Below are 24,797 nucleotides of genomic sequence, written 5' to 3'. Positions count from 1 at the left end.
TTAGCGGTCACACCATAGCCGCAACGGCGCGGGGAGGAAGTGAGTGACGGGGCGCGACCCTCGCAGGTGAGAGAGGGGGAAGGGCCGCGCCGCCGTCTGCCCGCGTGTAATGCGCCTGCACGCGGGCGGGAACGGATCAGTCGAACAGGTCCTCGAGGAACGATTTGCGGCGCTTCTGCGGATAGTGGCTGCCGCCATGGCCATAGCCGTGGCCGCGCTCGTCATGGCGGGGCCGCTCCTCGCGATATTGGGGCGGCGGGGCCGCGGCCGGGGCAGCGCTGCGCTCGATGATCTTGTCGAGCTCGCCGCGGTCCAGCCACACGCCGCGGCAGCTGGGGCAATGGTCGATCTCGATCCCCGAGCGCTCGACCGGCACCAGCACGGTGCCGTCGACGGGGCAGGTGAAGCTGGCCATGGTTACTCCTCTCGCTGGCCCATCAGGCCGAGCAGCAGCTGGAACATGTTGATCAGGTTCAGATAGAGCGACAGCGCGCCCATGATCGCGAGCTTGTCGGCCGCTTCGCTGCGGCCGTAATGGGCATATTCGCTCTTCAGGCGCTGCGTGTCCCAGGCGGTGAGTCCGGCGAACACCACGACGCCGACGACCGAAAGCAGCATCTGCAGCATCGACGAGCCGAGGAAGACGTTGACGATGCTCGCCAGCACCACCGCGATCAGGCCGACGAACAGGAAGGTGCCCATGCCGGTCAGGTCGCGCTTGGTCGAATAGCCGAACAGGCTGAGCGCCAGGAACATCGCGGCGGCAGCGAAGAAGGCCATGGCGATGCTCTGGCCGGTGAAGACCAGGAAGATGCTCGCCATCGACACGCCCATCACGCCGGCAAAGGCGAAGAAGGCCGTGCGCGCGCCGGCGACGCTCATCCGCTCGATGCGGAACTGGAAGAAGAAGATGAAGGCGAGCGGCGCGAACATGGCGACCCATTTGAGCGGGGTGCCGAAGATCAGCGCGACCAGCGCCGGCGTGTTCGCCACGGCAAGCGCGACGAGGCCGGTGATCGCCAGACCGATCCCCATGTTGCGGTAGATGCCCAGCATGTGCTGGCGCAGCCCCCCGTCGAAGCGCGCGGCGGCGGCGCCGGTGCGGGGGATCTGGTAGAGAGGGTTCACGTGTGAAAACTCCAATCGAAGCAAGGCATTCGATCGAGCGCCACTCGGTCCGGTCTCGGTGGGGAAGGGGGACTGGCCGTCCGAAACCTGCACCGAGCGCGCTCGATGCGGTCCGACATCACGAGGGCTTGTAGAAGCCCTCGCCAGAGGGGCCCGGTCCGCAGAGCACAATCTAGGCGGCGGTCATGTCCGCTTCAATAACGCTGCTGTAACAAAGTATTGCTCAGGCGTCGCGCAGGCCCACGCCCATCGAGGCACGGGCGGAGTCGCTTTCCGACGAGACCACCGGATAGGCGCAATAATCGGCTGCGTAATAGGCGCTGGGCCGGTGATTGCCCGACCAGCCGACGCCGCCGAAGGGCGCGGCGGAGGAAGCGCCGTTGGTCGGCCGGTTCCAGTTGACGATGCCGGCGCGGATGTTCGCCCAGAACTGGTCGTAGAGCTTGGGATTCTGCGCGACCAGGCTGGCCGACAGGCCGTAGCGCGTGTCGTTCGCCTCGGCGATCGCTTCCTCGAAGCTGTTCACCCGGAAGACCTGGAGGATCGGGCCGAACAGCTCGACGTCCACCTTCTCGTTCGCGCCGGTCATGTCGATCACGCCGGGCGTAAGGAACGGGCGGCCCTCGATCGGGCGCTCCATGTGGCGGATCGGACGGCCGCCCATGGTGAGCAGCGCCAGGAAGCTCTCGGTGAGCATGTCGGCCGCGTCATTGTCGATCACCGGGCCCATGAAGGGAGCGGGGTCGGCATGCGGTTCGCCGATGATCAGCCGGCCGATCAGCTTGTTCAGCTCGGCCATCAGCGGCTCGTGGAGCTTCTCGTCGACGATCAGGCGGCGGGCGGCGGTGCAGCGCTGGCCAGCCGTGGTGAAGGCCGACTGCACGACGAGGACGGCGGCCGAATAGAGATCGGGCGTATCCCACACCACGATCGGATTATTGCCGCCCATCTCCAGCGCGAGGATCTTCTCGGGCTTGGTGGCGAACTGGCGGTTGAGGGCGATCCCGGTATTGGCCGAACCGGTGAACAGCAGCCCGTCGATGTCCGGATGGCCGGCCAGCGCCTTGCCTTCGTCCGGGCCGCCGATCAGCAGGCGGATGCAGCCCTCGGGAATGCCGGCGGCGCGGTAGCAATCGACCAGGAAGGCGCCCGAGGCGGGGGTCTTCTCCGAGGGCTTGAACACCACGGCGTTGCCGGCGAGCAGCGCGGGGACGATGTGGCCGTTCGGCAGGTGGACGGGAAAGTTATACGGGCCCAGCACCGCCAGCACGCCATGCGGCTTGTGGCGCAGCGCCAGGCGGGTGTTCATCGGCGCGTCGATGCGGCGTTGGCCGGTGCGCTCGGAAAAGGCCGTGATCGAGATGTCGACCTTGGAGATCACCGTCTCGATCTCGCTGCGCGCCTCCCATAGCGGCTTGCCGGTCTCGCGGGCGAGCAGATCGGTGAAGGCGTCCGCCTTCTGCCGCACGACATTGGCGAAGCGGCGCAGCGCCTCGATGCGATAGGCGAGCGGATGTGCGGCCCATGCGGCCCAGCTCTGGCGCGCGGAGGCGACTTCCCTGTCGGCGTCTCCGCGGGCCTGGCGCCAGAGAACGGCGCCGGTGGCGGGTTCGGTCGAGATGATTTCCGTGCCGGGCATTCGATGTCGGGGGATGCACTTTCAGGAAGGATCAAGCGCTCTTGCACGAATTTTGGCGGCTAGGCCAGTGCCTGAGCCATGCGCCGGATGGCGGCGACCTTTGCGTGGAGCGGCCCCCAATCGTCCGAGTCGGCGATCGACGCCCAGATCGCCTCCACCTCGTCGATCAGCATCGAGCAGGGAGCGCCGGACCAATGGTCATGGTCGCGCCCCTTGCGGGGACGATAGTGTTCGAGCTGGCCGCGCAGATCGTCGAACGCCTCGCCATATTGCGTGGGGAGCTCGCCCCCGAAGGCGTCGAAGAAGAATTCGTCCAGCGGCGTCAGCGTCTCGGCGAGCGCCTTCTCGAGCGTGGCCGTCAGCACGCGATCCGCCTCGGTGCCGCGCGGCAGGACGCCGAGGCGCCAGAGCAGCGCGTCGGTCACTTCGCGCCTATAGGCCTCGGGGAAGAGGTCCATCGCCTCGATCAGCGGTTCCTCCTCGGCGATGGGGCGGAGCGAGATGGCGAGCTGCATCGCGTCCCAGTAGATCGCTTCGGGCTGGCGGCCGAAGGCATAGAGCCCGGCATGGTCGAAATAGGCGGCGGTGAAGCCCGGGTCCCAGAACGGCGCGAAACGCCACGGGCCATAATCGAAGCTTTCCCCGGTGACGTTGATATTGTCGCTGTTGAGCACGCCGTGGACGAAGCCGGCTGCCATGTAGCGCGCCGCCATCCGCGCGGTCCGCCGGGTGACATGGGCGAGCAGCCGGGCGGGGCCGTCCTCGCCATATTCCTCGCCATGATAGTGGCGCAGCACATAGGCGGTCAGCTGGCGGAGCGCGTCCCGGTCTTGAAGATGGGCGAGGCGCTGGAAGGTGCCGATGCGGATATGGCCGTGGCTGAGGCGGACGAGCACCGACGAGCGCGTGGGGGACGGCTCGTCGCCGCGGTGGAGCGCCTCGCCGGTCTCGATGAGAGAGAAGCTGCGCGAAGTCTCGACGCCCAGCGCCTCCAGCATCTCGGTGGCGAGGATCTCGCGCACGCCGCCCTTCAGGGTGAGGCGCCCGTCGCCGAAGCGGCTATGGGGTGTCTGCCCCGATCCCTTGGTGCCGAGATCCATCAGCCGGCCGCCCCGATCGCGCATTTGCGCGAACAGGAAGCCGCGGCCGTCGCCGATCTCGGGATTGTACACGCGGAACTGGTGGCCGTGATAGCGCAGCGCGAGCGGCGTCGCGAGCGAGTCCCGCAGTGGTTCGAACCGGCCGAAATGCGCGATCCATTCCGCGTCGGACATTCCGTCCAGCCCCACTTCCGCGGCAGCCCGATCGTTGCGGAAGCGCAGGATCGTCTGCGGGAACGGCGCCGCGGCGACCGGATCGTAGAAGGCGTCGCCCAGTTCGAGGATCGCCTGTTGCGGAGTGAAGTCCATGCGGCGATATGGGGAAGGATGGGTGATCGGCGCAACTATTCCGACGGTTTCTGGTGGTCGCGGGACGGCATCCGTCTCCACTATCGCGAATATGCAGGGCCGGCGGACCGGCCGCCCTTACTCTGCTTCCCCGGCCTGACGCGCAACGCGCGCGACTATGAGGGGCTGGCCGAGCGACTGGCGGCCCAGTGGCGGGTGCTCTGCATCGAGTTCCGCGGGCGCGGCGAGAGCGGCTATGCCAAGGACCCGATGAGCTATGTGCCGCTCACCTATTTCCAGGATGTCGAGGCGCTGCTCGAGGAACGGGAGATCGGGAAGTTCGTCGCGATCGGCACGTCGCTGGGCGGACTGGTGACGATGCTGCTCGCCGCGACCGAGCGCGACAAGCTGGCCGGCGTGGTGCTCAACGACGTGGGGCCGGAGATCAACCCCGCCGGCCTGGCGCGCATCCGCACCTATGTCGGCAAGGCGGTCTGGTATCCGACCTGGATGCACGCCGCGCGCGGTCTCGCGGAGGGCAATGCCGATGTCTATCCGAACTATGAGATCGAGGACTGGCTGCGCATGGCCAAGCGCCTCTACCGGGTGAACAGCTCGGGCCGCATCGTGCTCGATTACGACATGAAGATCGCCGAGCCGTTCCGGGTGCCGGGCAACGAGGCGGGGCCGGACATGTGGCCGACGATCGACGCGATGCAGGGCCTGCCGCTGCTCATCGTGCGCGGCGAACGCTCCGACATATTGAGCGAGGAGACCGCCGCGAAGATGATCGGGCGGGTCAAGGGCGCCGAGCTGGTGACCGTGCCGCAGGTCGGCCATGCGCCGACGCTGGAGGAGCCCGAGGCAGTGGCGGGGATCGAGCGGCTGCTGGCCAGGGTGGCGAGCGCGCAGTAGCCAACCGTCATGCTGAACTCCTTTCGGCATCCAAGGTGCCGCGGGCGACGCCGCTCGGGCTTCCGGTCCATTCCCCGCGGGGAACCGGACCCTGATCACGGATCCAGCCCCGGGTCGGTGCGACGAGAGCCAAGGGGCCCTGCCGCCTGAGATCCTGGCTTTCGCCGGGATGACGGATTGGCTATCGAGCCTTCCCAACGATGCCCATCCACATCCTCCACCTCCACTCGACTTTCAACCTCGGCGGCAAGGAAACGCGCGCCGTGCGGCTGATGAATGCGTTCGGCGACAGGGCGCGGCACACGATCGTCTCGGCCATGCCCGATCAGCTCGAGGCGCGGGCGATGATCGCCAAGGGGATCAAGTACGAGATCGCCCAGGACCCGCCGCCGCTCTCGGGCCGGCCTTCGGTGAAGCGCTACGAGGCGATCGCGCGCCACATGCGCCGCTTCGACCTGGTGCTCACCTATAATTGGGGCGCGATCGACGGCGTGATGGCCGCGCGCGTGTTCGGCAAGGGCCTGCCGCCGGTGATCCATCACGAGGACGGCTTCAACCAGGACGAGGCCGAGAAGCTCAACCCGGTGCGCAACATGTATCGCCGGATCGCGTTGCCCGCCGCCAATGCGCTGGTCGTGCCTTCCGAAGTGCTCGAGCGGATCGCGCTGAACCAGTGGCGCCAGCCGCGCGAGCGCCTGTTCCGCGTCGCCAACGGCATCCCGACCAAGCTCTATGCCGGCAAGCCCGACATCGATCTGATCCCCGAGCTCAGGAAGAAGAAGCCGGGGACGCTGGTGGTGGGCTGCGTCGCGGGCCTCAGGCCGGTGAAGGACCTGCCGATGCTGGTCCGCGCGGTGGCCGGGCTCAACACCCGTTTCAAGCTGGTGATCGTGGGCGAGGGACCGGAGCGGCAGAACATCCTCGATGCCGCCGAGGCCATGGCGATCGAGGACGAAGTGATCCTGCCCGGATTCCTGCGCGAGCCGCACCGCTACATGGGATTGTTCGACGTGTTTGCGCTCTCGTCGAAGAGCGAGCAGGCGCCGATCTCAGTGCTCGAGGCGATGGCGGCCGGCCTGCCGGTCGTGGCGCCCCCGGTGGGCGACATTCCCAGGATGGTCGGCGAGCGCAACCAGCATTTCCTGCCGCCCGAGCGCACCGAAGTGGTGCTGCGCGACCGGATCGACATGTTCGCCCGGCATCCCGAGGAACGCGCCATGGTTGGCGAGGAGAACCGCGCGCGCGCCCGTGCGTTGTTCGACGAGGGGGAAATGATTGCCGCCTACGCACGGCTCTATGGCGCGGCGATGGGACGGCCTGACGCACTGCAATAACGATTGTTGCTCGCTTGTTGCGTCCGATCCGTCTAGCGTCGCGCGAATTTTTAATCTGGAGGTTCTGTGTTCAAGGGTCTGTCGCCCATCCTGTACAACGGCCGCGAGGTCTGGCCGATCGTCGAGGGGGGCAAGGGGGTGGCTGCCACCAACCATGCCAGCGCGGGCGCCTGGGCTGCTGCGGGGGGCATCGGCACGGTCTCCGCGGTCAACGCCGACAGCTATGATGCCGAAGGCAAGATCATCCCCCAGATCTATCGCGCGCTCACGCGCCGCGAGCGGCACGAGGAACTGATCCAGTACGCGATCGAGGGCGCGGTCCAGCAGGTCAAGAAGGCTTTCGAGATCGGCGACGGCAAGGGCGCGATCAACATCAACGTGCTGTGGGAGATGGGCGGCGCGCAGCGGGTGCTGCACGGCGTGCTGGAACGCACCCGCGGCATGGTCGCCGGCGTCACCTGCGGCGCGGGCATGCCGTACAAGCTCAGCGAGATCGCGGCGTCGTACAACGTCAACTATCTGCCGATCGTCAGCTCCGGCCGCGCCTTTCGCGCGCTGTGGAAGCGCGCCTATTCCAAGGCGAGCGAATGGCTGGCGGCGGTGGTCTATGAGGATCCCTGGCTCGCCGGCGGCCATAACGGCCTGTCCAACGCCGAGGATCCGCTGAAGCCGCAGGACCCCTATCCGCGGGTGAAGGAACTGCGCGACGTGATGCGCGAGGGCGGCATCTCGGACGAAGTGCCGATCGTGATGGCCGGCGGCGTCTGGTATCTGCGCGACTGGAACGACTGGATCGACAATCCCGAGCTCGGCCGCATCGCCTTCCAGTTCGGCACGCGCCCGCTGCTCACGCAGGAAAGCCCGATCCCCGATGGCTGGAAGGCCAAGCTGATGGAGATCGAGGAAGGCGAGGTGCTCCTCCACCGCTTCTCGCCGACCGGCTTCTATTCGTCGGCGGTGCGCAATCCGTTCCTGCGCAACCTCGAGGCGCGCTCCGAGCGCCAGATCCCCTATTCGACCGAAGAGGCGGGCGACCACACCTTCCAGCTCGACGTGGGCGTGAAGGGCAAGAATTTCTGGGTGACGCGCAACGACCTGCTGCGGGCCCGCCAATGGTTCGGCCATGGCTTCACCTCGGCGCTCAAGACGCCGGACAATACGCTGGTGTTCGTCAACGACGAGGAAAAGGGCATCATCCGCAAGGACCAGGCGGACTGCATGGGCTGTCTGAGCCAGTGCGCCTTCTCGTCCTGGGCTGATACCGAGACCAACTCGACCGGCCGGCTGGCGGATCCGCGCAGCTTCTGCATCCAGAAGACGCTTCAGGACATCGCCCATGGCGGCCCGACCGACGAGAATCTGATGTTCGCGGGGCATGCCGCCTACAATTTCAAGCGCGATCCGTTCTATTCGAACGGCTTCGTGCCGACGGTGAAGCAGCTGGTGGACCGGATCCTGACGGGCGACTGAGGGGTTTCCGGCGCGGCTCGGGCCGCATCTCGGAGGGCGTCGGGAAGCGTCGGTCAGATGTGGGTGAGGATGATCGCGGCGCAGGTGCCGGCGAAGACGATCGCGGCGCCGGCGAGCAGCCAGCCGAGCAGGGGATAGCGTGTTTCGCGGGCGGGCGGAGCGGCGGCGGCTGGCTCGTCCTGGCCGCGGCCGACCTGCGGCGCGCCACCCTGGCCGGCAGCCCAGCTTTCATTGGCGGCGCGCAGCAATGCATTGAAGTTCAGCCGCTCGAGCAGCTGGATGCCAAGCGTCTTGCCCTTCACCCACACGACCCGGCCGACCAGCGCCAGCGAGGCCTTGCGGACCTCGACATAGGTTCCCGGCCTGGGCGGGAACGGCGCCAGCAGCATCATTCCGTGCGGCGAGATGTTGCGGATGGTCACGTCGCACCATCCCCTCTTGCTGCGCATCTGGGCGGGAATGACGACTTCCCGCCGCGATTCTCTCGGTTGCATCTGATGATCCCCCGGCGCGGCTACCCCGATGGACGGCATCGCGCGGGTGGAGTTACGCAGTATCGCGCTTACCGCCACCTTGCCGGCCGTGGTTAACCGTGTGGAAGATGCTCCGGATCGGAGGTATCGTGCCAGAATACGCAAAGTATCGGCAAGACGAGCCTATAGCCAGCCGTCGAGAACTTGGTCGGGCGGCCGATGGCCGTCGGACCAGACGCGAATGTTGGCGATCACCTTGATGCCCATGTCCTCCCGCCCTTCGAACGTGGCGGAGCCGAGATGGGGGAGCAGCACGACATTGCCCAGCTGGACGAGGCGCGGATCGACGGCGGGCTCGTTGACATAGACGTCGAGCCCGGCCCCGGCGATGCGGCCCTGGGCGAGCGCGGCGATCATTGCTTCATTGTCGACGATCTCGCCGCGGGCCGTGTTGATCAGCCAGCCCATCGGGCCGAGCAGGTCGAGCCGGCGCGCGTCGATCAATCCGCCGGTGGCGGCGGTATGGGGCGTGTGGATGGTGAGGATGTCCGCCGCCGCGAGCATGGAATCGAGCTCCGGATGCCAGGTGGCGCCCAACTGCGCCTCGAGCACCTGCGGCAGGCGATGGCGGTTGTGATAATGGATCTGGAGGCCGAAGGCGCGCGCCCGCATCGCCACCGCCTGGCCGATCCGGCCCATGCCCAGGATGCCGAGCGTCTTGCCGCCGATCCGGTGGCCGCGCATCGAGGTGGGCGCCCAGCCGGTCCAGCCGCCCGCGCGGACTAGCTTGTCGCCCTCGACCAGGCGGCGCGGCACGGCGAGGATCAGCGCCATCGCCATGTCGGCGGTATCTTCGGTGAGCACGCCAGGGGTGTTGGTGACGGTGATGCCGCGCGCACGGGCGGCCGCGAGGTCGATATGGCCGATGCCGGCACCGTAATTGGCGATCAGGCGAAGCCGGCCGGGCGCGGCCGCGAGCAGGGCGGCATCGATCCGATCGGTGACGGTCGGCACGAGCACGTCGCAATCCGCCATCGCCGCGCCAAGCGCCTCGGGCGACATCGGGGTGTCGCCGGCGTTGGTGACGACATCGAACAGCTCGGCCATGCGCGCCTCGATGCCGTCGGGCAGCGCGCGGGTGACGATCACCCGGGGACGGGAAGGGCGCGGGCCATGTGCCATAAAGGGCGGCTTGGCCGGTGGCGGGGCGCCAGTCAACGGTTGATGACGAGGCGCTGCTCGGCGTAGAACGAGCACGGACACAATTTCACGAGGGTTGCATGCGTTTTGGGAAATGGGCCGTGCTCGGCGTCGTCGCGCTGGGGTTGGCCGTTCCCGCATCGGCGCAGCGCAAGACGCCCTATTTCGTTTCGATCAAGGCCGAGAAGGCGCGCATGCGCACCGGCCCGGGGCGCAACTATCCCTCGAACTGGCTCTATCAGCGCCGCGGCCTGCCGCTGAAGGTGGTCGACATCTATGGCGAGTGGCGCAAGGTCGAGGATCCCGACGGCACCCAGGGCTGGATGCTCGCCAATCTGCTCGACGACGTGCGCACTGCGATGGTGATCGGCACGGTGAGCGAGATGCGCGACGCCCCCCGTTTCAATGCGCGGGTGAGCTGGCGCGCGGCGCCGGGCGTGGTCGGGCGGGTGAGCCGCTGCGCGAGCAACTGGTGCTGGTTCGACGTCGCCGGGCGCGGCGGCTATATCGAGCAGAGCCATATCTGGGGCACCGATCCGGGCGAGACCGTGAACTGATCCGGCGGTCCTTCCCTTGGGACAAGGGGCATCCGATGGCCGTCACCCCCGGACAGGCTTGAACTGCGCGGGGAGCGGGGCGTTCGACGGACAAGGAGATGCGTGGATGACCTTTCGAATCAGCCCTTTCCTTCTCGCGGGCTTCCTGTTCGCGACGAGCGCCTCGGCGCAGACCGCGGGCGCCTTCATGCAGAACCCAGCCTTCAAGGATCCGGCGCCGGCCAGATGCGACACGACTTTCGACATGCAGCATTGCGCGGCGCATGACCTGCGCGTCGCCGATGCGCAGATGAGCGCACGCTACACGGCGCTGCGTGCCCGGCTGGGGCCGGTGGCGCGTCAGAAGCTGCTGGCCGAGCAGCGCCAATGGCTGGCCGAGCGCGATCGCGGATGCATCGCCAAGGGGAAACGCTATCAGGGCGGGACGATGGCCCCCGTGGTGGTTGCGCAATGCTGGGTCGACGTGACTCGCGCGCGTTCCAAGGCGCTCGCGCGGCGCTAGGTTGGGGATTCATATTCGTTTCCGTCCTCCCCGCACGGGCGGGGAGGGCGGGGCTCGCTGAACAAGGCCTCATCCCAAGAGGGGAAGCGGATGCCGGATTGGAGCGCGGACGGAGCTTCGCTCAGTCCAGCAGCTCGACCGCCATCGCAGTCGCCTCGCCGCCGCCGATGCACAGCGAAGCCAGGCCGCGGCGCGCGCCGCGTGCCTCGAGCGCCGAGAGAAGGGTGGCGAGCACGCGCGCGCCGCTGGCGCCGATCGGATGGCCGAGCGCACAGGCGCCGCCATTGACGTTGAGCGCGGCGTGGTCGAGCCCGAGTTCCTTCATCGCGATCATCGCGACTGCGGCGAAGGCTTCGTTCACTTCGAACAGGTCGACGTCGCCGATCTCCCAGCCGGCCTTGGCGAGCGCCTTCTTCATCGCGAAGACCGGTGCGGTGGTGAAGCGCGCCGGGGCATGGGCATGGGCGGCATGCGAGACGATGCGGGCGACCGGAGTCAGGCCGAGCCTTTCCGCCACGCTCAGTCGCGTCATCACCAGCGCTGCCGCGCCGTCCGAGATCGAGGAGGCGTTGGCGGCGGTGATCGTGCCGTCCTTGGCGAAAGCGGGCTTGAGCGTGGGGATCTTGGCGGGATCGCCCTTGGCGGGCTGTTCGTCGAGCGTGACGGAAACGGCGCCCTTGCGCGTCTTCACCTCGACCGGCACGATCTCGCGGTCGAAGGCGCCGCTCGCCTGGGCGGCCTTGGCACGCTCGAGCGAGGCGATGGCGAAATCGTCCTGGGCGGCGCGGGTGAACTGATATTCCTGCGCCACTTCCTCGGCAAAGCTGCCCATCAGCCTGCCGGGCTCATAGGCATCCTCGAGCCCGTCGAGATACATGTGATCCATCAGCCGGTCATGGCCGATGCGCGCGCCCGCGCGGTGGCGCAGCGAGAGATAGGGCGCGTTGGTCATGCTCTCCATGCCGCCCGCGACCAGCAGGTCGACCGAACCGGCGGCGAGCGCTTCGGCCGCCATGATCGCCGCCTGCATGCCCGAGCCGCACATCTTGTTCACCGTGGTCGCCTCGACATGGTTGGGCAGCCCCGCCTTGAGCGCCGCCTGGCGCGCCGGCGCCTGGCCCAGGCCCGCCGGCAGCACGCAGCCCATGTAGATCCGCTCGATCGCATCGCCCTTGAGACCCGCGCGCTCCACTGCGGCGCCGACGGCGGCGGCGCCCAGATCGGTGGCGCTTGCCTCGCTCAGCACGCCCTGGAAGCTTCCCATCGGCGTGCGGGCATAGGAAGCGATGACGATGTCGTCGGCGGACATAGTGGATCCTCTCGTTGGTTGGGGCGCATCTAGTATCGCGCGCGACGGTTTGCAAAAGCCGCGCGCGCCGGCATGACGGAGGGACCATGGACCTCATCGAGATTCCCGGATGCTGACGCATGACGATTGATCCGGTCTGGGGCTGGGCAGTGCTGCTCGGCGTGCTGGGGCTCGTCTTCGGCAGCTTCATCGCGACGCTGGCGATCCGCTGGCCCGAGGGGCGGGCGATCAGCCGCGGCAGATCCGAATGCGACAGCTGCGGCAGGGGGCTGCGCGCGGGCGAGCTGGTGCCGGTGATGAGCTATGTCCTCCAGCGCGGCCGGTGCCGGGGCTGCGGCGCCCCGATCCGGATGGGCCATGTGCTGACCGAGCTGCTCGGCGGCGCGATCGGCGTGGCGGCGGCGATCGCTTCGCCGGATCCGGCGGGTGCGGCGGGCGCGGCGTTCGGCTGGCTGCTGCTGACGCTGGCGGCGCTCGACGTGGCGGCGCTGTGGCTGCCCAATGCGTTGACCGGGCTGCTGGCGGCGGCCGGGCTGGCGACGGGGCTTGCCGGCCTCGACCCGCCGCTCGATGCGCGCCTGATCGGCGGCGTGGCCGGCTTCGGCGTGCTCTGGCTGGTCGCCTGGAGCTACAAGCGGCTGCGCGGGCGGCAGGGGCTGGGCGGGGGCGACCCCAAATTGTTCGGCGGCATCGGGCTGTGGCTGGGCTGGCAGGCGCTGCCGCTGGTGCTGCTCGCCGCCTGCCTGATCGGGCTGGCGGGCGTGCTGGGGCTGATGCTGGGCGGGCGGCGCGTGACCGCTACGGACCGGCTGCCCTTCGGGGTGATGCTCGCGGCGGCTGCCTTCGCGGTGTGGCTCGGCTTGGCGATCGGGCCGATGCCGGGTTAGGCTCGCGCCCGAACAGGCGAGGAGAGGGCGATGCGGAACATGATGCTGGGCGTGCTTCTGGGCGTGTTCGCGGCGAATGGGGCGATGGCGCAGGACAAGTCGGACGACGCGACGATCCAGGTGCTTGGCGTCGGCACGGTGGAGGAGGCGCCGACCATCGCCCATATCTCGTTCAAGCTGCGCGGCGAGGGCAAGGGATCGGATGATGCGCTGCGCGCCCTGGTTGCGCGCAAGGAAGCGGTGGCTCGCGACATGGGCGGGCTGGCCGAGGCCAAGTTCCGCTTCGAGACCGGAGATGTCGAGATCCATGAGGTGCGCGGGCGCGACTGCCGCGGCGCGAGCGAGGACGAGGACACGCCGCGCCTTTCCACCGGCGCATGCGCGGTCCTGGGCTATGTCGCGACGATGGAGGCATCGGTCGACGTCAGCCCCGTCGCGCTCGCGGGCACGCTTTCGGGGCTGGCGAGCAGAGCGGGCGCCAGCGAGGTGCGCCTTTCGAGGTTCCGTACCGCCGATCCGCGCGCGGCGCAGCAGCGCGCGATGGCGGCCGCGGTGGCGAATGGACAGGAGCAGGCGCTGGCGATCGCGGCTGCGTCGGGCGCGAAGCTTGGCCGGCTGGTGCGGGTGAGCGATCCGAATGGCGGCTATGTCATAGGCGAGCAGTTGCAGAGAATTGCCGCAACCGGCTCGCGGAGGAACGTCACCATGGACGCGCCGGTGGCGGTGGAGATCGCTCCGCAGGCGATCACGACCACGGCGCGGCTGGTCCTGGTGTACGAGATCGCGCGATGAGCATGCGCGACCTGCTCGACGCCCAGCGCACAGCCTTCATGGCCGAGCTGCCGGTATCGCTCGACGCGCGCCGCGACCGACTGAGGCGCGCAGTCGCGATGATCTCGGACAATGCCGGGCAGTTGTGCGATGCCCTGAGCGAGGATTTCGGCCATCGCAGCCGGGACCAGTCGATGATCACCGACATCGCCGCGTCGGTAGGGCCATTGAAGCATGCATTGAAGCGGGTGGCCCACTGGTCGAAGCCCGCGCGCAGGCCGGTGCTGTTCCCGCTGGGGCTGCTGGGCGGGCGTGGGCGCATCGAATATCAGCCCAAGGGGGTGGTGGGGATCATCGCGCCGTGGAACTTTCCGGTGCAGCTGGTGATGAGCCCGCTCGCCGGCGTCTTCGCGGCGGGCAATCGCGCGATGGTGAAGACCAGCGAATATACGCCGATGGTCTCGGCGTTGATGGCGGAGCTGGCGGGGCGCTATTTCGATCCCGCGGAGCTGGCCTTCGTCGCGGGCGGGCCGGAGGCGGGCAAGGCGTTCGCCGAAATGCCGTTCGACCATCTGCTGTTCACCGGCGCGACCGGCATCGCGCGGCACATCCTGCATGCCGCCGCGGACAACCTCACGCCGGTGACGCTGGAGCTGGGCGGCAAGTCGCCCGTCGTGGTGGGGCGCTCGGCGGACATCGCGCAGGCGGCCGAGCGCGTGGCGCTGGGCAAGATGCTCAATGCGGGGCAGATCTGCCTCGCGCCCGATTACATGCTGGTGCCCGAGGAGAAGGAAGCCGCGGTGGTGGAGGGCCTCGTCGCGGCAGCCTCGCGCATGTATCCCACCTTGCTGTCGAACCCGGACTATACCGCAGTGATCAACGACCGGCATTATCAGCGCCTCACCGGCTGGATCGACGATGCCCGGGCCAAGGGAGCCGAGGTGATCCCGGTGAACCCGGCGCACGAGGATTTCGCCGGCGCCAATGCCCGCAAGCTGCCGCTGCACATCATCCGCAACCCGACCGACGACATGATCGTGATGCAGGAGGAGATCTTCGGGCCGGTGCTGCCGGTGCGCAGCTATGCCCGCATCGAGGACGCGATCGGCGAAGTGAACCGGCGCGACCGGCCGCTCGCGCTCTATTATTTCGGAAGCGACCGGACCGAGCGGCGCCAGTTGCTCGACCGGACGATCTCCGGTGGCGTGACGGTGAACGACGTGATCTTCCATGTCAGCCAGGAAGAGCTGCCGTTCGGCGGCATCGGCCCGTCGGGCATGGGCGCCTATCATGGCGAGATCGGCTTCCGGACGTTCAGCCATGCAAAGGCGGTGTACAGCCAGCCCGGGCTCGACGTGGCGGGGCTGGCCGGGCTCAAGCCGCCCTATGGCAGGAAGACCCGCGCCGCGATCGCGCGCCAGATGAAGGGGTGAGCGGTGGCTGACAAGCACTGGGAGAAGGTGAGTGGGGAAGACGATGACTGGGATCACGCCATTGCCGCACGCCTCGAAGGCGCGACCGTGCTTGTCGGGCTCACGCACCGTGAAGCCGCGGGTGAGCGGCGGGAGCAATTCTTCGGCACGGTGATGGAAGTCGACCCTGCCGAAGGGATCACCCTGCGGCTCGAGGGAAGGCGGCGCGGCGAGATCGTCAGGCTGCCGCCCCAGCTTGACGCGTTCGAGCCCGCCGGTCCCGGCATCTACGAGCTGAAGGATGCGGACGATCGCGTGATCGATCCCGACTTCACTGCTTCCTGGACGCTGAGCCGACCAAATTAGAAGGCCCTTGGCCCCTGGCACCCGGCGGGGAAAGCCGATACTTGCCAGCGCCCGGATCGCGCGCAAAAAAAAGGCCGCCCCGAAGGACGGCCGTGAAAGTCTTAGGAGAGGATGCCTGAAAGGCCCGATCTTTGTGCATCGCAGCGGGAAATATCGCAAGTGCGAAATGATAACGATATCATTGCAGAAATTGCAACTGTCCAACGTTGTCAGTTGCGTGCGCCGGAATTGCTGCGCAGGGTAATGGAATGACGGCCCTGAAACTCGACGATTTTCTCCCCTATCGCCTGTCGATCGCCTCGAACGCGGTGTCGGATGCGGTGGCGAGCGCCTATCGCGCGCTGTTCGGCCTTAAGATTCCGGAATGGCGCCTGGTTACCATTCTCGCCGAGGGCGGGGCGATGAGCCAGCAGGCGCTGTGCGGCCGCACGCGCATGGACAAGGTGACGGTCAGCCGTGCCGCGATCGCGCTGTCCGAGCGAGGGCTGATCAGCCGGGCGAGCAATCCGGGCGACCAGCGCTCGCACCTGCTGACGCTCAGCAAGGCGGGCTGGGAATTGTACGAGGAAGTCGCGCCCAAGGCGATCGAGCTGGAGCGGCGGGTCTTCGCCGATTTCACGCGTGAGGAGCGGTTGCAACTCAGGCAGATGCTGGACCGGATCGAAGCCGCGGTGGAAGCGCTCGAGGACAGGCCTTGATCCCGGGCCCGGCTATCGCCTAAGCGGAGATGCCCTCCCCAGGCGAACGCAGAACCGTGCCGCAGGAGGATTTTTCATGACCGTCATTCGTTCCGGCCTGTCCGTCGCCGAGCCGCTTGCGCGCTTCGTCGAGGAGCGTGTGCTGCCGGGGCTCGACATCGAGGCGGCCGGCTGGTGGGCGGGCGTGGCGGAGATATTCGCACGGTTCGCGCCCGAGAATCGCGCGCTGCTGGCAAAGCGGGACGCGCTGCAGGCGGCGATCGACGCCGCGCCGGCGCGCGCGGGGGAGGCGGCGTTCCTGCGCGAGATCGGCTATCTGGTCGATCCGCCTGCGCCGTTCGAGATCGGCACGCGCAACGTCGACGCCGAGATCGCCCGCATGGCCGGGCCGCAGCTGGTGGTGCCCGCGCTCAACGCGCGCTTCGTGCTCAACGCCGCCAATGCGCGCTGGGGCAGCCTGTACGACGCGCTCTACGGCACCGATGCGTTGCCCGGAGCGGCCAGGCCGGGCGGCTATGATCCGGAGCGCGGGGCGCAGGTGATTGCCCGTGCCAAGGCATTCCTCGATGCGGCAGTGCCGCTGGCGAGCGGGAGCTGGACCACGCTGGCGGAAGCGCCCGTGCTCGCCGATCCGGCCCAACAGGTCGGGCCCTGGCTGTTCCGGCACCACGGGCTGCACATCGAAGTGGTCGTGGATCGTGCGCATCCGATCGGGCGCGACGATCCGGCGGGGATCGCCGATGTGGTGCTCGAGGCGGCGCTGACAACGATCGTCGACCTGGAAGACTCGATCGCGGCGGTCGATGCCGAGGACAAGGTCGCGGCCTATGCCAATTGGCTGGGGCTGATGCGGGGCGACCTGGAGGAACGTTTCGACAAGGGCGGAACGGCGCTCACCCGGCGGCTCGCCCCGGATCGCGGCGCGCTGCCGGGCCGCGCGCTGCTGTTCGTCCGCAATGTCGGGCATCTGATGACCACGCCGGCGGTGCGCCTGCCAAGTGGCGGCGAGGCGCCCGAGGGCGTGCTCGACGCGATCCTGACGAGCACCATCGCGCTCTACGACCTGCGCGGGCTGGGCCGGTACCGCAACAGCCGGACCGGCTCGGTCTATATCGTGAAGCCCAAGATGCACGGGCCCGAGGAATGCGGCTTCACCGACCGGCTGTTCGATGCGGTCGAGGATCTGCTCGTGCTGCCGCGCCACACGATCAAGGTGGGCGTGATGGATGAGGAGCGGCGGACCTCGGCCAATCTCGCCGCCTGCATCCATGCCGTGCGCGATCGGATCGTGTTCATCAACACCGGCTTCCTCGATCGCACCGGCGACGAGATCCATACCGGCATGCGCGCCGGGCCGATGGTGCCCAAGGGCGAGATGAAGGGGGCCGAGTGGATCGGTGCCTATGAGGACCGCAACGTCCGCATCGGCCTGGCCTGCGGCCTCTCGGGCAAGGCGCAGATCGGCAAGGGCATGTGGGCGGCGCCCGACCGGATGGCCGATATGCTCGCCCAGAAGATCGCGCATCCGATGAGCGGCGCGAACACCGCCTGGGTGCCGAGCCCGACCGCCGCGACGCTGCACGCGCTCCATTATCATCAGGTCGACGTCTTTGCCCGCCAGCGCGAGATTGCCGGCGAGGCGATCCCCGGCCTGGCGCCGCTGCTCACGGTGCCGCTGGCACCGGGGCGCAACTGGTCGAGCGAGGAAGTCGCGCGCGAGCTCGACAACAATGCCCAGGGCATTCTCGGCTATGTCGTGCGCTGGATCGACCAGGGCGTCGGCTGTTCCAAGGTGCCGGACATTCATGACATAGGCCTGATGGAGGATCGCGCCACCTTGCGCATCTCCTCGCAGCACATGGCCAATTGGCTGCTCCACGGCGTGGCGCGTGCCGACGACATCGACGCTGCGCTTCGGCGGATGGCGGCGAAGGTCGATGCGCAGAATGCCGCGGATCCGCGCTACCGGCCGATGGCGGGCAACGAAGCGACGAGCCTTGCCTTCCAGGCGGCGCGGGCGCTGATCTTCGAGGGGCTGGGGCAGCCAAATGGCTATACCGAACCACTTCTCCACAGGTTTCGTGCCGAAGCGAAGGCGATAGCACGCTGAAATTCCTGGGCTTTCGTAAAAGTGCGGACCCAAAGCGCATTTGGGTCGTTACGCTCGCGAGAGGGCCGGTCTAGGAATGCGGCTCGAAAGGGAGCCAGTTGCGTAGAGGGGTGAAGCGGATTTGGCTGGCGGCGCTCGCCGGCACGGCATGCGTGCCGGGGTTTGCGCATGCCCAGATTTCAGACCCCAAGCCGGGGCAGGGCGCGCCGCCGTCCGGCCCCGCGCCTGCGCCTTCCGCGGCGCCGGCGCCTGCACAGGACGGCACGGTGCGCATGCCGCCCGTCGACGAGAGTCCGATCGTTCCCGATGCCCAGTTCGAAGCGGCGATGCCGAAGATCGAGGGCGACATCAACGCCCCGCTGGAGGCGATGCCGTCGCCCACCGGCTCGCCCACGCCCGGGCCGGCCCCGGCCACCCAGGGACAGGCCGCGCAGCAGGTGCGGGAACACGCCGAGGAGAGTTTCGCGGCCGCACCCGCCGAGGATCCCGAATTCGCCCGCCCGCTACCGCCGCTTTCCGAGTTCAAGGTCGAGCCGCCGGTGGAAGACAAGGTTGCCGACAAGAAGTCGCTGACGATCCGCTACACCACGCATGAGGAAGGGCTTTCCGCTGTCGGCCTCGCGGGGCTGTTCGAGGATCTCTCCGCACTGAAGAATGGCGGTGGGCGGGCGGCGAACACCGCGATGGTCGCAGCGCGCGCGCGGGAAGACGAGCGCCTCGCGATCCGCCTGCTGCAGTCGCGCGGCTATTACGACGCCACCGCGATCTCGACCGTCGACCAGAACCCGCAGACCCCGGGCACGGTCCGCGCGACGATCAGCGCAACGGCCGGGCCGCTCTATCGCCTGGGCGATGTGAAGGTGGCGAGCGACCCCACCGTGCCGCCGGGGCTCCTGCTCGACGAACTCAATCTCAATCCCGGAGATCCGATCGAGGCCGAGCGCGTCCAGGGTGCCGAAGCGAATGTAGCGCTGCGGCTGCCGCAACAGGGCTATCCCTTCGTCAAGGTCGGCCAGCGCGACATTCTGCTCGATGGGGAAACCCATGTCGGCGACTATACGCTGCCGATCGAACTGGGGCCGCGCGCGGTGTTCGGCGATATCCGTACCGAGGTTGGGGGCGATTCCGGCGCGCGACGGGGCGAGCGGGCGAGCCGCAGCGAGCGGCGACAGGAGCGCCGGCGCCGCGTGCGCCAGCCGGCATTCGACGCGGATCACATCCGGGTGCTGCGCCGCTACAAGCCGGGCGCGCTCTACGACATCCGCGCCGTCGACGATCTGCGCGAGGCGATGATCGCCACCAGCCTGTTCTCGACCGTCTCGGTCGAGCCCGTGCGTACGGGCCAGGCGGGGCCGGACGACACCGAAGTGGTCGATTTGCTCGTCCGCCAGAATCCCGGCCGCCCGCGCACATTGGCGGCCGAACTGGGCTATTCCACCGGCCAGGGCATCCGGCTCACCGGCAGCTGGACGCACCGCAACCTGTTCCCGCCCGAAGGGGCGCTGATCGTCGCGGGCGTGCTCGGCACGCAGGAACAGGGACTTACCACCACTTTCCGGCGCTCGAACGCCGGGCAGCGCGACAAGACCTTCCAGATCGCCGCGGCGCTCAACCACCAGGACTATGACGCGTATGAGAGCTATACCGGCACGCTCTCGTTCCGCTTCTCGCGCGATTCGACGCCGATCTGGCAGAAGCGGTGGACCTATTTCTACGGTGCCGAACTGGTCGGCGCGAACGAGGATCGCTGGAACTACAACAGCAACCGGCGCGATCGCGGCACCTGGCTGATCGCGGCGGCGCCGCTGTTCCTGGGCTATGACAGCTCGGACAATCTGCTGAATCCCACACGCGGCTTCCGGATCAAGGCCAATGCCAGCCCGGAAACGTCGGTGCGCGGCGCGGCGCGGCCCTATGCGCGCTTCATGCTCGAGGGCACCTATTATCAGCCGGTATCCGACAGCATCGTGATCGCGGGGCGCGCGCGCGTCGGATCGATCATGGGCATCGCGCGCGACGACCTGCCGCCGTCGCGGCGCTATTATTCGGGCGGCGGCGGATCGGTGCGCGGCTTCGGCTATCAGGAGCTCGGGCCCCGTTCCCCCGACGGCAAGCCGGTGGGCGGGCGCAGCTTCAACGAATTCGCGATCGAGGCGCGCTATCGCTTCGGCAATTACGGCATCGTGCCCTTCATCGATGCCGGCCAAGTCTATGAAGGCATCTACCCCACGGGCAAGAACATCCGCTTCGGTGCGGGCATCGGCGGCCGGCTCTACACCAATTTCGGCCCGATCCGCGTCGACGTGGCGACGCCGATCAACCGCAAGCCGGGCGAATCCAAGGTCTCGCTCTACATCTCGATCGGGCAGGCGTTCTGATGGCGGAAGATACGCCTGCGCCCGAGCCCGATGGCGAGGCCGCGGCTGTCGGCCGGCCCTTGTGGCAGCGGGTGGCGAAATGGACGGGGATCGCGCTGGCCGGCCTCGTGCTGGCGATCGGCGCGCTGGTGCTGGGGCTCGACACTCAGGCGGGCCGCCGATTCGTCGCCGACCAGATCGCCGGGATCACGCTGGAATCGGGCCTCAATTTCCGCATCGGCCGGATCGACGGATCGCTCTACGGCGCGATGGTCCTGCGGAATGTGCAGGTGCGCGACACCAGGGGCGTATTCGCCGCCTCGCGCGAGATCCGGATGGATTGGCGGCCCCTTGCCTATCTGGGCAATCGCGTGGACGTGCGCAGCTTCGCCAGCCCCGAAGTGAAGCTGCTGCGCCTGCCGGCGCTTAAGCCCTCGGGCGATCCCAATGCGCCGCTGCTGCCCGATCTCAACATCGATGTGGGCAGACTCGACGTCGCCCGGATCGACATCGCCAGGGAAGTGGACGGTCGCGCCCGCTATCTCGGCCGGCTGGCCGGCAACGCGCATCTCGCGGACGGACGCGTGCAGATCCTGCTCGATGGCGGCACGGTCGCCGCGCGCGGCGTGCCCGGGGGCGACCGGCTGGCCCTCAGGCTCGACGCGACGCCCGGGAAGAACCGGCTGGACATCGACGTGAAGCTCGACGCGCCGGCCAAGGGGCTGGTCGCCGGACTGGCCGGGCTGGAGGCGCCGCTCGGCTTCGCGGTGGCGGGCAAGGGGGATTGGGCCCGCTGGCAGGGCAAGGCCCGGGGCACGCTGGACGGTGCCGCGCTCGCCGATCTCGACCTGATCGCGACCAATGGCCGCTTCCAGCTGCGCGGGCCGCTGCACCCCGGGCTGTGGATGAAGGGGCCGGTCGCGCGGCTGGCCGCGCCGCAGCTCGATTTCGACCTCGACGCGAAATGGGCGGACCGCGCCGCGGACGGATCGGTCAAGCTGCGCTCCGCCGCGCTGTCGGTGGAGGCGGCGGGCAAGGTCGATTTCGGCCATAATCGGTTCCACGACCTGAAGGTCGATGCGATCCTGCTCAAGGCCGGGGCGATCGCGCCCGATCTGGTCGGTCGCTCGGTGCGCGCCTCGCTGGCACTGGACGGGGCGTTCGATCGGCCGGTGGTGGATTACAAGCTCGCCGCGGGCGCGCTCGGCTTCGGCGAGACGGTTGCCGAGAACCTCTATGCCGAGGGTCGGGCACGGGTGGATGCGAAGCGCATCCTGGTGCCCGTCAGAGCCCGGGCGGCACGGGTTTCCGGTCTCAACGCGGCGGCCGGGGGACTGGTCACCAACCTTGTCGTCGACGGCGACCTTGCGATTTCGGGCCAGCAGCTGCTTTCCGACAATCTCCGCATCCGCTCGGACAAGATCGACGCAACGGCGATCGTCGCCGCCGATATCGGCCGCGGACGCTATACCGGTGCGCTCAAGGGCCGAGTGAACGACTATCGGATCGACGGCGTCGGCGTCGTCGACCTCAGGACCGACGCCGAGCTGTTCGCCGCACCCGGCGGCGGCTGGGGCATTCGCGGACACATTGCCGGCCAGTCGCGGAAGATCTTCAGCGACGGTGCGCGCGCGTTCCTGGGGGGCAATGCCGTCGCTTCGGCGCGCCTGGTGCTCGATCCCAAGGGGGTGGTCAGCATCAGCGACGTGAAGATGAAGGCGCCGCAATTCCGTGTCCTGCGCGGAGCGGGGCGCTATGATCCGGCCGGCCCTATCCTGATCGACGCCGATGCGGTTTCCGATCGATACGGCCCGCTCACCGCGCGGGTGACGGGCACGCTGAACGCGCCGATCATGTTGCTCAAGGCACCCAGGCCCGGATTGGGCATCGGGCTGGTCGACCTCGAGGCGCGCGTCCGCGGGCGTGGCGATGCCTGGGCGGTGGTGGCGAACGGCAATACCGATTACGGGCCGTTCGATGCCGATGTCCTGGTGCGGACCGGCAACCGCCTCGCGATCGATGTCAATTCGGGCCGTTTCGCCGGCATGGACGTTACCGGCAAGGTCGAGCAGACGGCGGACGGACCGTTCGCCGGCGAGCTGGCGTTCAACGGATCGGGCGTGACGGGGCGGGCGACGCTCTCGGCGCAAGGGAAGCTGCAGCGCGCCGATGTGAAGGCGACCGCCGCCAATGCGAAGATACCGGGTGCCGCCGGGCTCACCATCGGCCGTGCGCTGATCGACGGCAGCGTCGTCCTGGCCGACACGCCCGAGATCCATGGCGACGTGCAGGTCGCGAACCTGCGCCAGGGCAATTTCGTGCTCAAGACTGCCCGGGCCAAGATCGCCTATGCCGGCGGCAACGGGACGGCGCAGGCCTTCGCCAATGGTTCCACCGGCGTGCCCTTCCAGATCGCCGCCAATGCCCGGCTCGCGCCCGATGCGTGGCTGGTGGCGGTGCAGGGGCAGGGCAGCGGCGTGCAGTTCCGCACCGCCCAGCCGGCGCATGTTGCGATCCGCGAGGGCGTCTACCACCTGCTGCCGACCAAGGTCGATTTCGACAAGGGCAGCGCGCGGGTGGCGGGCAGCTATGGCAAGGGCATGGTGCTGCAGGCGCGGCTCGACAGCCTCGACCTGGCAGTGGTCAATGCCTTCGTGCCCGATCTCGGCATCGGCGGCACCGCGACGGGCAGCCTCGATTTCGCCCAGACTTCCTTCGAGGCCTTCCCCAGTGCCGATGCCCGGCTCGAGATCGCCGATTTCACGCGCGCCGGCCTGGCCAGCGTCTCGACGCCGGTGCGCGTGAGCTTCGTCGGCAAGCTGCTGCCCGATGGCGGCGATGCGCGTGCGCTGATCCGCCGCGGCAACGCCACGATCGGCCGCGTAGTGGCGACGCTGAGCCCGCTCGGTCCGGAGGCGGGCCCCTGGACCGAACGCATGCTCGCCGCACCGCTTTCGGGCGGCATCCGCTACAATGGGCCGGCGGCGGTGCCCTTCTCGCTGGCCGGGCTCTCCGGCCAGCAGCTCGACGGGCCGATCGGCATCGCGGCGGATTTCTCCGGCAAGGTCGAGGAGCCCAGGCTGACCGGCGTGGTTCGTGCGACCAATCTCCATTACGAGAACGAGAATTTCGGCACCCGGCTCACCGCTATGCAAGTGGACGGCACCTTCTCGAACGACGCGTTCATCCTCAATTCGCTCACCGCCAAGGCAGGGGACGGCACGGTGTCGGCGCAGGGCAGGGTAAGCCTGTCCTCGGCGAACGGCTATCCGATCGCGATCACCGCGGACCTCAACAATGCCCGCCTGGCCCGCAGCGACGCGCTGGGCGCGACCGCGACGGGCAAGATCAGCATCACCAAGAATCCGGAAGTCTCCCGGATCGAGGGACGGCTGACGATCCCGGAGGCGCATTACCAGATCATCCGCCAGGGCGCCGCCGAAGTGCCCGAACTCACCGGTGTGCGCCGCAAGAGCGCGACCGGCGAGGATCAGGGGCCGGCGCCCGTGATCCGCCGTTCGTTCGGCGATTTCGATCTCAACCTGCGCATCGATGCCGATAACCGGCTGTTCGTCACCGGCATGGGCCTGGAATCGGAATGGCGCACCCAGGTGACGGTGCGCGGCACCACGCTGGCGCCCGACATCCGCGGCACGATGGAGATCGTGCGCGGCACCTATAGTTTCGCCAGCCGCCGCTTCGACATCTCGCGCGGCACGATCCGCTTCCAGGGCTCGGCGCTCACCAATCCGTCGGTGGACATCCAGGCGAATACCAGCGCGGAGGGAATCACTGCGATCCTCACCGTCTCGGGCACCGCGCAGCAGCCGCAGATCGCGTTCAGCTCGACGCCGGCGCTGCCGCAGGAGGAAGTGCTCTCGCGCCTGTTCTTCGGCACCAACGTGACCAACCTCTCCGCCACCGAAGCGATCCAGCTTGCCGCCGCGCTCCAGTCGCTGAGCGGCACCGGTGGCGGGCTCAATCCGCTCGGTCAGCTCAAATCGGCCACGGGCATCGACCGGCTGCGCATCCTGGGCGCCGACGACGCGACCGGCCGCGGCACGGCGCTGGCGGCCGGCAAATATCTGACCAACGACATCTATGTGGAGATCATCACCGATGCGCGGGGCTTCACCGCCACGCAGCTCGAAATATCGCTCAGCCGCACGCTGAGCCTGCTTTCCCAGGCGGGCTCCTTCGGCGGATCGAGCGTCAGCCTGAAATATTCCCGGGATTATTGAGCCTGTCGATTTCCCTGCTTACAGTGGTGTAAACAGATCG

General features: G+C 68.3%; 20 protein-coding genes. 13 read left to right on the top strand and 7 right to left on the bottom strand.

Annotation, left to right across the window (positions count from 1 at the left end; all coding sequences use genetic code 11):
• Positions 1 to 136: 136 nt before the first annotated feature.
• The 4 genes from FHR20_RS08860 to FHR20_RS08845 all read right to left on the bottom strand — a co-directional run bounded on the left by FHR20_RS08860 (position 137) and on the right by FHR20_RS08845 (position 4,176).
• Positions 137 to 415 (bottom strand): TFIIB-type zinc ribbon-containing protein, encoded by a 279-nt coding sequence (locus FHR20_RS08860; RefSeq protein WP_167299161.1) that lies wholly within the window; start codon positions 413 to 415, stop codon positions 137 to 139.
• A 2-nt stretch (positions 416 to 417) separates the two neighbouring features.
• A complete protein-coding gene (locus FHR20_RS08855) occupies positions 418 to 1,128 on the bottom strand; it encodes a Bax inhibitor-1 family protein (protein ID WP_167299160.1) in 711 nt (236 codons plus the stop codon).
• 223 nt (positions 1,129 to 1,351) lie between these two features.
• Positions 1,352 to 2,767, bottom strand: coding sequence for a succinylglutamate-semialdehyde dehydrogenase (astD, locus tag FHR20_RS08850; RefSeq protein WP_167299159.1), 1,416 nt, complete (start codon positions 2,765 to 2,767; stop codon positions 1,352 to 1,354).
• Positions 2,768 to 2,826: 59 nt separating this feature from the next.
• Complete coding sequence (locus FHR20_RS08845; RefSeq protein WP_208413450.1) at positions 2,827 to 4,176, bottom strand: protein adenylyltransferase SelO family protein; 1,350 nt, start codon at positions 4,174 to 4,176, stop codon at positions 2,827 to 2,829.
• Positions 4,177 to 4,194: 18 nt separating this feature from the next.
• On the opposite strand from FHR20_RS08845, the gene FHR20_RS08840 reads away from it, so the two are divergent.
• The 3 genes from FHR20_RS08840 (at position 4,195) to FHR20_RS08830 (ending at position 7,874) form a co-directional block, all read left to right on the top strand.
• The gene (locus tag FHR20_RS08840; protein ID WP_208413449.1) at positions 4,195 to 5,070 is read left to right on the top strand and encodes an alpha/beta fold hydrolase; all 876 of its coding nucleotides are present in this window, start codon (positions 4,195 to 4,197) and stop codon (positions 5,068 to 5,070) included.
• A 200-nt stretch (positions 5,071 to 5,270) separates the two neighbouring features.
• The gene (locus FHR20_RS08835) at positions 5,271 to 6,404 is read left to right on the top strand and encodes a glycosyltransferase (RefSeq protein WP_167299157.1); all 1,134 of its coding nucleotides are present in this window, start codon (positions 5,271 to 5,273) and stop codon (positions 6,402 to 6,404) included.
• A gap of 66 nt (positions 6,405 to 6,470) precedes the next feature.
• On the top strand, positions 6,471 to 7,874 hold the full coding sequence (locus FHR20_RS08830; RefSeq protein ID WP_167299156.1) for an NAD(P)H-dependent flavin oxidoreductase: 1,404 nt from the start codon (positions 6,471 to 6,473) through the stop codon (positions 7,872 to 7,874).
• Between the two features lie 53 nt (positions 7,875 to 7,927).
• On the opposite strand, the gene FHR20_RS08825 is transcribed toward FHR20_RS08830, so the two are convergent.
• Together FHR20_RS08825 and FHR20_RS08820 are read right to left on the bottom strand one after the other, a co-directional pair.
• Complete coding sequence (locus FHR20_RS08825) at positions 7,928 to 8,368, bottom strand: PilZ domain-containing protein (RefSeq protein WP_167299155.1); 441 nt, start codon at positions 8,366 to 8,368, stop codon at positions 7,928 to 7,930.
• A 162-nt stretch (positions 8,369 to 8,530) separates the two neighbouring features.
• Entirely contained in the window at positions 8,531 to 9,529 is a 999-nt protein-coding gene (locus FHR20_RS08820) for a 2-hydroxyacid dehydrogenase (protein WP_167299154.1), read from the bottom strand.
• Between the two features lie 98 nt (positions 9,530 to 9,627).
• On the opposite strand from FHR20_RS08820, the gene FHR20_RS08815 reads away from it, so the two are divergent.
• Positions 9,628 to 10,104 carry an SH3 domain-containing protein gene (locus tag FHR20_RS08815; RefSeq protein WP_167299153.1) on the top strand — a complete coding sequence of 159 codons (477 nt, stop codon included), beginning with the start codon at positions 9,628 to 9,630 and terminating at the stop codon, positions 10,102 to 10,104.
• 106 nt (positions 10,105 to 10,210) lie between these two features.
• Entirely contained in the window at positions 10,211 to 10,606 is a 396-nt protein-coding gene (locus FHR20_RS08810) for a lysozyme inhibitor LprI family protein (RefSeq protein WP_167299152.1), read from the top strand.
• 121 nt (positions 10,607 to 10,727) lie between these two features.
• On the opposite strand, the gene FHR20_RS08805 is transcribed toward FHR20_RS08810, so the two are convergent.
• Complete coding sequence (locus FHR20_RS08805; protein ID WP_167299151.1) at positions 10,728 to 11,915, bottom strand: acetyl-CoA C-acyltransferase; 1,188 nt, start codon at positions 11,913 to 11,915, stop codon at positions 10,728 to 10,730.
• Positions 11,916 to 12,034: 119 nt separating this feature from the next.
• Between FHR20_RS08805 and FHR20_RS08800 the strand changes: the two genes are divergently transcribed.
• From FHR20_RS08800 to FHR20_RS08765, 8 genes are all read left to right on the top strand, one after another.
• Positions 12,035 to 12,802, top strand: a complete 768-nt coding sequence (locus FHR20_RS08800; protein WP_208413448.1) for a prepilin peptidase — start codon at positions 12,035 to 12,037, stop codon at positions 12,800 to 12,802.
• 30 nt (positions 12,803 to 12,832) lie between these two features.
• Positions 12,833 to 13,594: an SIMPL domain-containing protein gene (locus FHR20_RS08795; protein ID WP_167299150.1), complete on the top strand. Its 762-nt coding sequence runs from the start codon at positions 12,833 to 12,835 to the stop codon at positions 13,592 to 13,594.
• Complete coding sequence (locus FHR20_RS08790) at positions 13,591 to 15,006, top strand: coniferyl aldehyde dehydrogenase (RefSeq protein ID WP_167299149.1); 1,416 nt, start codon at positions 13,591 to 13,593, stop codon at positions 15,004 to 15,006. Before FHR20_RS08795 ends, FHR20_RS08790 begins: the two co-directional genes overlap by 4 nt.
• Positions 15,007 to 15,009: 3 nt before the next feature.
• Positions 15,010 to 15,351, top strand: a complete 342-nt coding sequence (locus FHR20_RS08785; protein WP_167299148.1) for a hypothetical protein — start codon at positions 15,010 to 15,012, stop codon at positions 15,349 to 15,351.
• 248 nt (positions 15,352 to 15,599) lie between these two features.
• Positions 15,600 to 16,049: a MarR family winged helix-turn-helix transcriptional regulator gene (locus tag FHR20_RS08780; RefSeq protein WP_167299147.1), complete on the top strand. Its 450-nt coding sequence runs from the start codon at positions 15,600 to 15,602 to the stop codon at positions 16,047 to 16,049.
• Positions 16,050 to 16,125: 76 nt separating this feature from the next.
• Complete coding sequence (locus FHR20_RS08775) at positions 16,126 to 18,159, top strand: malate synthase G (protein ID WP_167299146.1); 2,034 nt, start codon at positions 16,126 to 16,128, stop codon at positions 18,157 to 18,159.
• A gap of 110 nt (positions 18,160 to 18,269) precedes the next feature.
• Positions 18,270 to 20,537: an autotransporter assembly complex protein TamA gene (locus FHR20_RS08770; protein WP_341786424.1), complete on the top strand. Its 2,268-nt coding sequence runs from the start codon at positions 18,270 to 18,272 to the stop codon at positions 20,535 to 20,537.
• A complete protein-coding gene (locus FHR20_RS08765) occupies positions 20,537 to 24,757 on the top strand; it encodes a translocation/assembly module TamB domain-containing protein (RefSeq protein WP_167299145.1) in 4,221 nt (1,406 codons plus the stop codon). The genes FHR20_RS08770 and FHR20_RS08765 overlap by 1 nt, the downstream gene beginning before the upstream one ends.
• Positions 24,758 to 24,797 lie beyond the last annotated feature (40 nt).

The sequence above is a fragment of the Sphingomonas leidyi genome, assembly GCF_011761945.1.
GTDB lineage: Bacteria > Pseudomonadota > Alphaproteobacteria > Sphingomonadales > Sphingomonadaceae > Sphingomonas > Sphingomonas leidyi.
The sequence above is the reverse complement of the archived record's forward strand: the minus strand, read 5'-3'. Positions and strand labels throughout refer to the sequence as shown.

What these genes read in the sequence shown, in the direction of transcription:
- FHR20_RS08860 (WP_167299161.1), bottom strand. Translation starts at nt 415, where the DNA reads ATGGCCAGCTTCACCTGCCCCGTCGACGGCACCGTGCTGGTGCCGGTC.
- astD (WP_167299159.1), bottom strand. Translation starts at nt 2,767, where the DNA reads ATGCCCGGCACGGAAATCATCTCGACCGAACCCGCCACCGGCGCCGTT.
- FHR20_RS08845 (WP_208413450.1), bottom strand. Translation starts at nt 4,176, where the DNA reads ATGGACTTCACTCCGCAACAGGCGATCCTCGAACTGGGCGACGCCTTC.
- FHR20_RS08840 (WP_208413449.1), top strand. Translation starts at nt 4,195, where the DNA reads ATGGGTGATCGGCGCAACTATTCCGACGGTTTCTGGTGGTCGCGGGAC.
- FHR20_RS08835 (WP_167299157.1), top strand. Translation starts at nt 5,271, where the DNA reads ATGCCCATCCACATCCTCCACCTCCACTCGACTTTCAACCTCGGCGGC.
- FHR20_RS08825 (WP_167299155.1), bottom strand. Translation starts at nt 8,368, where the DNA reads ATGCAACCGAGAGAATCGCGGCGGGAAGTCGTCATTCCCGCCCAGATG.
- FHR20_RS08820 (WP_167299154.1), bottom strand. Translation starts at nt 9,529, where the DNA reads ATGGCACATGGCCCGCGCCCTTCCCGTCCCCGGGTGATCGTCACCCGC.
- FHR20_RS08815 (WP_167299153.1), top strand. Translation starts at nt 9,628, where the DNA reads ATGCGTTTTGGGAAATGGGCCGTGCTCGGCGTCGTCGCGCTGGGGTTG.
- FHR20_RS08810 (WP_167299152.1), top strand. Translation starts at nt 10,211, where the DNA reads ATGACCTTTCGAATCAGCCCTTTCCTTCTCGCGGGCTTCCTGTTCGCG.
- FHR20_RS08805 (WP_167299151.1), bottom strand. Translation starts at nt 11,915, where the DNA reads ATGTCCGCCGACGACATCGTCATCGCTTCCTATGCCCGCACGCCGATG.
- FHR20_RS08800 (WP_208413448.1), top strand. Translation starts at nt 12,035, where the DNA reads ATGACGATTGATCCGGTCTGGGGCTGGGCAGTGCTGCTCGGCGTGCTG.
- FHR20_RS08795 (WP_167299150.1), top strand. Translation starts at nt 12,833, where the DNA reads ATGCGGAACATGATGCTGGGCGTGCTTCTGGGCGTGTTCGCGGCGAAT.
- FHR20_RS08790 (WP_167299149.1), top strand. Translation starts at nt 13,591, where the DNA reads ATGAGCATGCGCGACCTGCTCGACGCCCAGCGCACAGCCTTCATGGCC.
- FHR20_RS08780 (WP_167299147.1), top strand. Translation starts at nt 15,600, where the DNA reads ATGACGGCCCTGAAACTCGACGATTTTCTCCCCTATCGCCTGTCGATC.
- FHR20_RS08775 (WP_167299146.1), top strand. Translation starts at nt 16,126, where the DNA reads ATGACCGTCATTCGTTCCGGCCTGTCCGTCGCCGAGCCGCTTGCGCGC.
- FHR20_RS08765 (WP_167299145.1), top strand. Translation starts at nt 20,537, where the DNA reads ATGGCGGAAGATACGCCTGCGCCCGAGCCCGATGGCGAGGCCGCGGCT.